At 74.1% G+C, this 11665-nt stretch carries 3 protein-coding genes; all 3 read left to right on the top strand.

Going from position 1 to position 11665, the window contains the following annotated elements; genetic code table 11:
• The first annotated feature begins 121 nt into the window (after positions 1 to 121).
• Positions 122 to 1594: a condensation domain-containing protein gene (locus AC0KTA_RS03115; RefSeq protein ID WP_481053525.1), complete on the top strand. Its 1473-nt coding sequence runs from the start codon at positions 122 to 124 to the stop codon at positions 1592 to 1594.
• A 152-nt stretch (positions 1595 to 1746) separates the two neighbouring features.
• A complete protein-coding gene (locus tag AC0KTA_RS03110) occupies positions 1747 to 1893 on the top strand; it encodes an MbtH family NRPS accessory protein (RefSeq protein WP_481056294.1) in 147 nt (48 codons plus the stop codon).
• Between the two features lie 108 nt (positions 1894 to 2001).
• The gene (locus tag AC0KTA_RS03105) at positions 2002 to 11652 is read left to right on the top strand and encodes a non-ribosomal peptide synthetase (RefSeq protein WP_481053524.1); all 9651 of its coding nucleotides are present in this window, start codon (positions 2002 to 2004) and stop codon (positions 11650 to 11652) included.
• Positions 11653 to 11665 lie beyond the last annotated feature (13 nt).

Genomic DNA, 11665 nt, shown 5'->3' with positions numbered 1-11665 from the left:
CCTGTATCAGCCGATTCCAGTACCCATCGACGACAGGTGCGTTCTGCCCCGATCAATTGCCGGGGCCTCCTTTGGCTGCCTTCCCGAGGGGTTCGTTTCGTCTTCCTGGGAGTCTTCTACGTTGCGAAGGAAACACAGCCCCGACCGAGAGGAACTGCTGCGCCTCCGCCTCGCGGGGCGGGCGGGCAGGACCGGTTCCCTGGCCACATCCCGCCGGGCCGAGCGCCCCGAACTCTCCTTCGGGCAGCGCCGCATCTGGTTCATCGACCGGCTGCAGCCCGACAGCGCGGCGTACACGATCCCGTGGGCCCACCGCCTGCGCGGCGAAGTGGACCGTGGCGCGCTGGACGCCGCGCTCGCCGCCGTCGCGCACCGCCACGAAGCGCTGCGCACCCGCTACCCCGCAGACAAGGGGGAGCCGTACCAACTCGTCGAGGACGCACCCCCGGCCATCCGGTTCGAGGACCTCAGCGCGCTGCCCGACGCCGAAGCGCGGGCCCGGGAGCTCATCGCCGCGGCCGCGGAGGGCACGTTCGACCTCGCCGCGGGACCGCTGCTGCGCGCCGAACTGCTGCGCCTGGCCCCGGCCGACCACGTCCTCGCGGTGACCGTCCATCACATCGCCTTCGACGGCTGGTCGCTGAGCGTGTTCACCCGCGAGCTCGCCGAGTGCTACGCGGCGCTCCGCGCGGGCCGCCGCCCCGACCTGCCCGAACTGCCCGTGCAGTACGCCGACTTCGCCGCCTGGCAGCGGGCGCACCTCACCGCCGACCGGCTGCGCGGGCACCTCGACCACTGGCGCGCGGAGCTCGACGGCGCGCCCACCGTCCTCGAACTGCCCGGCGACCACCCGCGGCCCGAGGTGGCATCGCACGCCGCCGGGGAAGTGCCGTTCGAGGTGCCCGCCGCCACCGCTGACCGGCTGCGGGAGCTGGCCCGCGAGCAGTCGGCCAGCCTGTTCGTGGTGATGCTCGCCGCCTACCAGGCCGTCCTCGCCCGGCACGCCGCCACGTCCGACCTGCTGGTCGGCGTGCCCGTGGCCGGGCGGGACCGCCGCGAGCTTGAGCACCTCATCGGGTTCTTCGCGCACACCCTGCCGCTGCGGGCCCGCCTCGACGACGACCCCGCGTTCACCGACCTGGTCGCCCGGGTCCGGGACAGCGCCCTGGACGGCATGTCCCACCAGGAGCTGCCCTTCGAGCAGCTGGTCGAGCACCTGACGCCGACCCGGGAGCTCGGCCGCAACCCCCTTGTGCAGGTGCTGTTCAACCTGCTCACCCGGGAGACGGGGACGGAGCCCGGCGCGCTGCGGCTCGACGGCCTCGACGTCACCGAGTTCGGCGGCGAGACCGTCACCACCCGGTTCGACCTGGAATGCCACGTCCACGACCACGGCTCACGGCTCACCGGCAGGATCGTCTACGCCACCGCATTGTTCGACCACCCGACCATGGCCTGGTTCGCGGAGCATCTCCTGCATTTCGTCACCGCGGTGGCGGCCGATCCGTCCGTGCCGATTTCGGACGTTTCCCTGGTCACGGACGAAGAACTGGAACTGATGGCACAGTGGAACGCCGCGAGCGACACCATGTGAGGAGCCTGCGCGGGCCTCCCCACGATACGACCGACGTGGAATCCAGTTCCCCCGAAATCCGGTCGGGGCCGTCGGCCCGAATCGTCGCGCGTGAAAGGGTCACCGTTTCGCCGTCTCCGTTTCCGTGCGCCGAGTCGGCCGCCCGCGGGTGAATTCACCTTGCCCAAAGGGGCTGTTCCGGGACGCCCTCTTTCTCGTACGGAAAGCATGCGGAAAGCATTGGAGAAGACATGAATCACCGTGTCGTCGTGAACCACGAGGAGCAGTATTCCCTCTGGCCCGCGGACCTCGGCCGCTGACCCACCCGCACCGTTTCCCCGTCCCTCGCCGCTCCTCCGTCCCGCACCGTTTCCCCGTCCCTCGCCGTGCACGCGAACGCCGCCCGTGCACACGAACCTGGAGGCCGCATGACCGCTGAACGCCCCCGGCTCTCTCCGGGGCAGGCCGCGCTGCTCGCCCAGCGCCTGCGGGGCGGGCAACGCTCCACCGCCGCCGGTGCCGCGGGGCCGGCCCTCGAGCCCCGCCCCCAAGGGGCGCCCGCCGAACCGTCCTTCGCCCAGATGCGGCTCTGGTTCCTGGACCAGCTCCAGCCGGGAGCCATCGCCTACGTGATGCCCGACGCCACGTACCGGCTGCGCGGCCCGCTCGACGCCGACGCCCTGGAGGCGGCCCTGCGCGCCGTCACCGCCCGGCACGCGGTGCTGCGCAGCCGCTTCGAGAGCGCCGACGGACAGCCGCACCTGGTCTTCGACAAGGCCGAGCAGACCCGGCTCGACGTGGTCGACGTCTCCGCCGCCCCCGATCCGTACGCCGCCGTCATGGCCTTCGTCCGCGAGGCCGCCCGCACCCCCATCGACCTCGACACCGGCCCGCTGCTGCGCACCACGCTGCTGCGGCTCGGCCCCGACGACCACGTGCTCCAGGTGACGGTGCACCACGTCGTCTTCGACGGCCTGTCCATCGGCGTGTTCGAGGCCGACCTCAGCACCGCCTACCACGCGGCACGCTCCGGCACGGCCCCCGCCTGGCCCGAACTGCCCGTGGACTACGCCGACTTCGCGGTGTGGCAGCGCGAGGCCCTGTCGGACGAGGCGACCGCGGACGACGTCGCGTACTGGCGGGAGCGCCTCGCGGGGGCCCCGCCGGTGCTCGAACTGCCCGCCGACCGCCCCCGGCCGCCCGTGCCCTCCTACCGCGGCGGAACGGTGTCCTTCACCGTGCCGGCCGACGTCACCGACGCGCTGCGCGAGCTCTCCCGCGGCCGGCGCGCCACCCTCTTCATGACCACGCTCGCCGGCTACCAGGCGGTCCTCGGCCGGTACGCGCGCACCGACGACGTCGTGGTGGGCTGCCCCACCGCGGGACGGACCCGGCCGGAACTGGAGGACCTGATCGGGTTCTTCGTCAACTCACTGCCGCTGCGCACCCGGCTCGACCCGGACCAGTCGTTCGCCGGCCTCGTCGACGCGGTGCGCGACACCACCCTGGACGCGTTCGCGCACGAGGAGCTGCCCTTCGAACGGATCGTGGAGGAGCTTGCGCCGCCGCGCGAGATCGGCCGCAACCCGATCGCCCAGACCTGGTTCGACCTGTTCACCCCGCGCTGTCGCCTCGCACTCGACGGCACCACGGCCGAGAAGTTCACCGCGCACTGGTACACCACCCGCTTCGACCTGGAGCTGCACCTGGTCGAGCATGCCGACGGCAGCCTCCGCGGTCATCTGGTGTATGCGGTCGACCTGTTCGACCGCACCACGGCCGAGCGGCTGGCCGAGCACTACGTCACCTTCCTGACCGCCGTCGCCCGGGACCCGCAGCGCCCGCTCGCCGACGTCGTCATGTCGCCGCCCGCCGAGCTGGACCTCCTCCTCGACGGCTGGAACGACACCGCTGCCCCCGAGGCCGACACCGGCACCACGGTCGTCGACGCGTTCGAGCAGCAGGTCGCCCGCACCCCCGACGCGACCGCCCTGGTGTCGGGCGCGGAACAGCTCTCGTACTGGGAACTCAACTCGCGCGCCAACCAGCTCGCCTGGCAGCTGAAGGACGCGGGCGTCGGCCCGGAGGCGATGGTCGGCCTGCTCCTTCCCCGCGGCGCCGAACTCGTCGCCGCCCTCCTCGGCGTGCTCAAGAGCGGCGCGGCCTACCTGCCGCTGGACCCCCAGACCCCCCAAGAACGCCTCGCGTTCATGCTCGACGACGCCGGGGTGCGCCGGGCCGTCGTCGCCCCCGGGCTCGTCGACCGGCTCCCGGACGGCGTCACCGCCATCGAGCCGCCCGCACCGGACGGCCGCCCCCGCACCGACCCGCCCCGGGACGGCACGGCCGACCACCTCGTCTACGTCATCTACACCTCGGGGTCCACGGGCCGCCCCAAGGGCGTGGCGATGACGCACCGCCCCCTCCTGAACATGGTGCGCTGGCAGCGCGACCGGGCCCGGGTCGCGGGCCCGACGCTGCAGTTCTCGGCCATCAACTTCGACATCTCGTTCCAGGAGCTGTTCTCCACCTGGCTGGACGGCGGCACGGTCGTCCTCGTCACCGAGGACGAGCGGCGCGACCCCGACCAACTCCTCGACACCATGCTCCGCACCGGCACCCGCAGGCTGTTCTGCCCGCCGATGGTCCTCGAACAGATCGCGCAGGCCGCGAGCGGGCGCGAGACGCTGCCACCGCTGCTCGACATCCACCCGGCCGGCGATCAGCTGCACCTCACCCGCGAACTCATCGACCTGATCGACCGGTTGCCCGGCGCCCGCCTCGACAACCACTACGGCCCCACCGAGGCCCACGTCATCACCGCCCACCTCCTGGAGGGCGACCCGCTGGACTGGCCGACGGACCCGCCGGTGGGCAGCCCGATCGCCAACACCCGCGTCTATCTGCTCGACGAGCGGATGCGTCCCGTGCCGGTGGGCATCCCCGGAGAGCTGTACGTCGGCGGCAGCTGCCTGGCCCGGGGCTACCTCAACCGGCCCGACCTGACGGCGGACCGCTTCATCCCGGACCCCTTCGCGACCACACCGGGCGCGCGCCTCTACCGCACCGGCGACCTGGCCCGCCGCAACCACGACGGCACGCTGCAGTTCCTCGGCCGCGCCGACGACCAGGTGAAGATCCGCGGCTACCGGATCGAACCGGGCGAGGTCGCGGCCCTGCTCGGCGAGCACCCCGACGTGGCCGAGGCCGTCGTGGTGCCGACCGAACTGGTCCGGGGCGACCTGCGCCTCGCCGCCTACGTGGCGCCCGCGGCCGGGGCCGACCTGGACGTCGCGGCCCTGCGCGCGTACCTGGAAGGGCTGCTCCCCGACTACATGGTGCCCAGCTATGTCGTGACGCTGCCGAAGCTGCCCCTGACCGGGCCCGGCAAGCTCGACCGCAAGGCACTCCCGCTGCCGGACCGGGAGTCCGGCGTGGCCGAGGACTACGCCGCACCCCGCGACGAGCGGGAGGCCGCCATGGCCCGGATCTGGGCCGAGGCGACGGGCCTGGAGCGCGTCGGCGTCCACGACGACTTCTTCGACCTGGGCGGTCACTCGCTGCTCGCCACCCGCGTCACCGCCCGGGTGAGCAAGGTCTTCGGCGTCGACCTGCCGCTGCGCGCGATCTTCAGCCACCGCACGGTCGCGCGCCTCACCGCCGCGCTCGGCGGGGCCGTGCCGTTCGCCCGCAGCGCCCCCACCCGCCGCCCGGCGGACGAGCCACCCCAACTGTCCTTCGCGCAGAAGCGGTTGTGGTTCCTGGACCGGCTGCAGCCGCACTCGGTCGCGTACGTCATGCCGGACACCACCTATCGCATCCGCGGCCCGCTGGACATCCCGGCCCTCGAACGGGCGCTGCGCACGGTGCTCGACCGGCACGCGGTCCTGCGCAGCCACTACGAGGACGCTGCCGCCGACGACGCCGCCGACGGCACGCCCCGCGTCGCCTTCATGGACAGCGCGGACCTCGTGGTCGAGCACCTCGACCTGAGCGCCACGGCCGATCCGCTGCGCGGCGCGCTTGAGTTCACGGAGCGGAGCGCCCACACCCCGTTCGACCTGGCCCGGGGGCCGCTGATCCGGCCGACCGTGCTGCGCCTCGGCGAGGACGACCACGTCCTGCAGGTGACCGTGCACCACTCGGTCTTCGACGGCGTCTCCATCCCGCTGTTCGAGGAGGAACTCGCCCTCGCCTACCGGGCGGCGTCGACGGGCGGCGGCCCCGCCCCCGCCCCGCTCCCCGTGGACTACGCCGACTTCGCCGCCTGGCAGCGCCGGACGCTGACCGACGAGGTGGCCGCCGCGCACGCCGCGTACTGGCGGCAGAAGCTCGGCGGCGCACCGCCCACCCTGGAGCTGCCCACGGACCTGCCGCGTCCGCTGCAGCCGTCGTACCGGGCGGGCATCATCCGCTTCGACCTGCCCGAAGAGGTCGTGACCCGGCTGCGGGAGATCGCGGGGGCGCGCGAGGCCACACTGTTCATGGTCACGGCAGCTGCGTACCAACTGCTGCTCGGCCGCTGGGCCGGAACCGACGACGTGGTGATCGGCTGCCCGGCCGCCGGCCGTGACCGGCCCGAGCTGGAGCGGCTGATCGGCCTCTTCGTCAACTCCCTTCCGCTGCGCACCGACCTGTCCGGCGCGCCCGCCTTCGGCGAGCTGCTCGCCCGGGTCCGCGAGACCACCCTGGACGCGTTCGCCCACCAGGAGCTGCCGTTCGAGCGGCTCGTCGAGGAGCTCGCGCCGCCGCGCGACATCGGGCGCAACCCGATCGTGCAGGCCTGGTTCGATCTGTTCACGCCGGGCTGCCGCCTGCACGTCGAGGACGCCGACACCGAGCGGATCGTCCCCGAGGGCGGCACGACCCGGTTCGACCTGGAACTGCGCCTGGCCGAGGAGGACACCGGCGGCCTGGCGGGCGAACTGGTCTACGCGACCGATCTGTTCGAGCGCTCCACCATGGAGGTCTTCGCCGAGCACTACGCCGCGCTGGTCGCCCGGGTCGCGGAGGGCCCCGACCGCCCGGCGGGCGAACTCGTCGCGGTCGCCCCCGCCGAGCGCCGCCGCCTCCTGACCGACTTCAACGACAGCGCGCTGACCGGCGTCGACCCCGCGGCCACCGTGGTCGGCCGGTTCGAGGACCAGGCCCGCCGCACCCCCGACACCCCCGCCCTGATCGCCGACGGCACCCGGTGGACGTACCGCGAACTCGACCAACGGGCCGGACGGCTTGCCGCCGCCCTGCGCGCGCGGGGGATCCGCGTGGAGTCCCGGGTCGCCGTGTGCCTGCCGCGCACGGCGGACCTGCCCCTCACCCTCCTCGCGGTCGCCAAGGCGGGCGCGGTCTGTGTCGCGCTCGACCCCGACCACCCGGCGTCGCGGCTGCGGCTGCTCGCTGAGGACTCGGGCGCCGCGCTCGTCGTCACGTCACGCGCCACGGACGTGGACTGGCCGGTGCCGGTCTCGACGGTCGCCGACCTGGACGCGCAGGCGGACGCGGCCCGCCCGGACGCTCGGGCGGACGGCGCCGACCGCGCGGGCCCGGAGAACGCGCTGTACGTCGTCTACACCTCGGGTTCCACCGGGCGCCCCAAGGGCGTCGTGATGGACCACGGGCCGACGGCGCGCCTCATGCACTGGGCCGCCGACCGCTACACCCCCGCGCCCGTCGCCCTGCAGTACTTCCCGGTCACGTCGGACGTGTGCGCCTACGAGGTGTGGTCGACCTGGTGGACCGGCGGCACGCTGGTCCTCGCCGACGAGCGCGACCGGTACGACACGGCCCGGCTCGCCGCACTCATCGAGACCCACGAGATCACCACGGTGCTGCTGCCCGGCACGGTGCTCAACGAACTGGCCGCGCACCACCGCACGCGCCTCGGCACCCTCACCGAGGCCGTCACCACCGGCGACCGCCTCGTCGTCACCGACGCGCTCCGCGCCCTGGGCGTCCGCCTCGACAACCAGTGGGGCTCCACCGAGGTCAACGTGGTCACCGCGGGCCGGCTCACCCCGCCCACGGAGGACTGGCCCACCGTTCCCGGCATCGGCGCCCCCGTCTCCCAGGCGCGGATCTACGTCCTCGACGACCGCATGCGCCCCGTACCCACCCGCGTTCCCGGCGATCTGTACGTGGCGGGACCGCCGCTCGCCCGCGGCTACCTGGGACGCCCGGACCTCACCGCCGAGTTCTTCCTGCCCGACCCGTTCGCGGCCGAGCCGGGCGCCCGCATGTACCGCACCGGCGACCGGGGCCGGTGGCGGGCCGACGGCACCCTGGAATTCCTCGGGCGCGCCGACTTCCAGCTCAAGGTGCACGGCTACCGCGTGGAACCCGGCGAGATCGAAACCGTCCTGGAGTCCCACCCCGCGGTGTCCCGCGCCGCCGTCACCGCGCTCACCGACGGCCCCGACACCCGCCTCGTCGCCCACCTGGAGACCGCGGGCGTCGACACCGACGCGCTCCTCGACTGGCTGGGGGAGCGGCTGCCCGCACACATGACACCCCAGGACTTCGTCGCGCTGCCGGTGCTTCCGACCACCGCCACCGGCAAGATCGACCGTGGCGCCCTGCCCCGGCCGGAGCGGACCGCGACGGACGGCGCGCCGCGCCACGACGCCGACGAGCGCATCGCCGACGTGTGGGAAGGGGTCCTCGGCCACCGGGACTTCGGGATCCACGACGACTTCTTCGCCCTGGGCGGCCACTCGCTGCTGTGCGTCGACGTGCTGCACCGGGTCGGCCGGATCTTCGGCGTCGAGCTGCCGCTGCGCGTGATGTTCACGCACCGCACGGTGGCCCGCCTGGCCAACGCGGTCGCGGCGGCCGAGGCTCCGCGGTCCGCCGCCCCCGCCCCCGACAGGGCGGGCACGCCGCGCGTGCCGTCGTTCGCCCAGCGCCGCCTGTGGTTCCTCGAACGGCTCCAACCCGGCCTGCCCGCCTACCTGGTGCCGTTCGCGTACCGGCTGCGCGGCCCTCTGGACGCCGACGCGCTGTGCCGGGCGTTCACCGGGGTCCAGGACCGGCACGAGGCGCTGCGCGGCCGCTTCCACGAGGCCGACGGCGAACCGGTCGTGGTGCCGGGGCCCGCGGTGCCCCTCACCGTCGTCGGCCTCGACGCCGCCGCCGATCCGGTGCGGGCCGCCGAGGAGCACGTCGCCCGCGACGCGGTCACGCCGTTCGACGTGACGGGCGGGGAGCTGATCCGCGGGACGCTGCTGCGCCTGGCCCCCGACGACCACGTCCTGACGGTGGTCGTGCACCACGCGGTGTTCGACGGCCTGTCCCGGAAGATCTTCGGCCGCGAGCTGACCGCCGCCTACCAGGGCCAGGACGTGCCCGAACCACCCCTGCAGTACGCCGACTTCGCCGCCCGGCAGCACGAGGAGCTCACCGACGACGCGTACGCCGAGCACACCGCGCACTGGCGCAAGGCACTGGCCGACGCCCCGGCGGCCCTCGAACTGCCCACGGCCCGCCCGCGCCCGCCCGTGCCGTCCTACCGGGGCTCCGTGGTCGAGTTCGCCGTGGCGGGAGACACCGCGCGGGGCCTGCGCGAGCTGGCCAAGTCCCGCGGGGCCACGCCGTTCATGACGGGCCTGGCCGCCTTCCAGGTCCTCCTCGGCCGCTCGGCCGGCGTCGACGACGTGGTGGTCGGCAGCCCCGTGGCGGGCCGGCACCGGCCCGGCCTCGACCGGCTCATCGGGTTCTTCGTGAACCTGCTGCCGCTGCGCGCCGACCTGTCCGCCGACCCGCGCTTCGACCAGCTCCTGGACCGCGTCCGCGAGGACACCCTGGAGGCGTTCGTCCACCAGGACCTGCCCTTCGAGCAGTTGGTGGAGGAACTCGCGCCGCCCCGGGACCTCGGCCGCAACCCGGTCGTCCAGGTCTGCTTCCAGCTCTTCGACGCGGACTCCCTCGACGAGTTCGCGCCACCGGGCCTGGACGTGGCGCCGTTCGACAGCGCCGGCGCCGTCACCCGGTTCGACCTCGAAATGCACCTGACCGCGCAGGCGGACGGCACCCTCGCCGGTGAACTCGTCTACGCGACGGACCTGTTCGACGAGGCGGACATGCGGCGCCTCGCCGCGCACTACACGACCCTGCTCGACGCGGTCGTCCGCACTCCCGACGCGCCGATCCGGTCCCTGCCGATGACCGGGGCCGCCGAGCGTGAACTCGTCGTCCACACGTACAACCGGACGCGCACGGGGGGCCGTACGGCCACGGACGCCGTGGGCCCGACCGTCGCCGAGGCCTTCGCGCGTCAGGCGGCCCGCACCCCGGACGCTCCCGCCCTGACGTGCGGCGCCGAGCAGGTGACGTACATGCGACTCGACCAGCGCGCCGACCGTGTCGCCGGGCTGCTCGCGGACCACGGTCCGGAAGCGGTGGTGGCGGTGCTGCTGCCCCGGGGCGCGGAGCTGGTCGGCGCGCTGCTCGGCGTACTGAAGACCGGTGCGGCCTATCTGCCGGTGGACCCGAACCTGCCCGTGGAGCGGATCGCCTTCCTGCTGACGGACGGCGGTGCCGTGACCGTGCTGACGGTGCCCGAGCTGGCGCACCTGGTGCCCGAGAGCTGGCCCACGACGCTGATGCGGCCGGACGGTGCCGGGACACCCCCGCACCCGGACGGACCGGCGACGCCCCCTCCGCACAAGCCGACCCCGGCCCACCGCGCGACCGGCGCCAACGCGGCGTACGTGCTGTACACCTCCGGCTCCACCGGACACCCCAAGGGCGTCGTGGTCACTCACGCCTCGCTGCTCAACCTCGTCCGGTGGCACCTCGACACCTACGGCCTCGGGCCCGGCGACGTGGTCAGCCAGGTCGCGAGCCCGTCCTTCGACGCCGCGGGGTGGGAGATCTGGCCGACGCTGCTGTCCGGGGCGTGCCTGGACGTGCCGGACGACGGGACGGTCGCCTCACCCGCGGCGCTCGTCGACCACTTCGCCCGCGCGGGAACGACGGTCGCCTTCGCGCCGACACCCCTCGCGGAGGCCGTCCTCGACCTGCCGTCGGCGGGGAGCACCGCCCTGCGCGCCCTGCTGACCGGCGGCGACGTGCTGCGCCCCCGCCCGTCCGCCGGGGCGGGACCCGTCGTGGTCAACCACTACGGCCCCACCGAGAACGCGGTCGTGGCGACGGCGACCGGGCCGCTCACCGCGCCCTGGGAGCTGCCGCCCATCGGCTCGCCCATCGCCGGCGTCACCGCGTACGTACTGGACGAGGCGCTCCGCCCGGTGGGCGTCGGGGTGCCGGGCGAGCTGTACCTGGGCGGCGTCGGAGTGGCCCGCGGCTATGTCGGCAATCCGGCCCTGACCGCGGCACGCTTCGTGCCGGACCCGTTCGGCGGGGAGCCGGGCGCCCGGATGTACCGCACGGGCGACCTGGCGCTGTGGCTGGAGGAGGGCGGCCTGCGCTTCCTCGGCCGCGCGGACGACCAGATCGCGATCCGCGGCTACCGCGTGGAGCCCGGCGAGATCGAGGCCGCGCTGCTCGCCCATCCCCGGGTGGGCGGCGCCGCCGTGGCGGCCGCCCAGTCGCCGAACGGCCGCCAACTCGTGGGCTACGTCGTCGCGTTGGGGGAGGCGCCCACCCCGGCCGAGCTGCGCGCCCACCTCGCCGCCGTGCTGCCCCGGCACATGATCCCGTCGGCCTTCGTGTTCCTCGCGGAGCTGCCGCTGACGGCGAGCGACAAGGTCGACCGGCGGTCGCTGCCCGCGCCGGAGTGGACCGGCGGCGACGACACGGCCTCGCCCCGCACCGCCACCGAGGAGGCCGTCGCCGCGATCTGGGACGAGGTCCTCGGCCTCGAAAGCGACGGCGGCGGTGGCGACCGCGACGACGGCGGCCACGGCGTCGGGGTCCACGACGACTTCTTCGACCGGGGCGGGCACTCGCTGCTCGCCACCCAGGTGATCACCCGCATCGACGAGGCCTTCGCCGTACGACTGCCGCTGCGGGCCCTCTTCGAACACCGCACGGTCGCCGAACTCGCCGCCGTGGTCGAGGCAGCCGTACGCGCCGAGATCGACGCCATGCAGGACGAGGAGGTCGCCGAGGAACTGCGGTGAGGAGGGGAGCCGC

The organism is Streptomyces sp. Y309 (assembly GCF_056712025.1).
This window is presented reverse-complemented; position numbering and strand designations above follow the sequence as displayed.

Coding starts and splice junctions, on each gene's coding strand:
- AC0KTA_RS03105 (WP_481053524.1), top strand. CDS start 2,002: ATGACCGCTGAACGCCCCCGGCTCTCTCCGGGGCAGGCCGCGCTGCTC.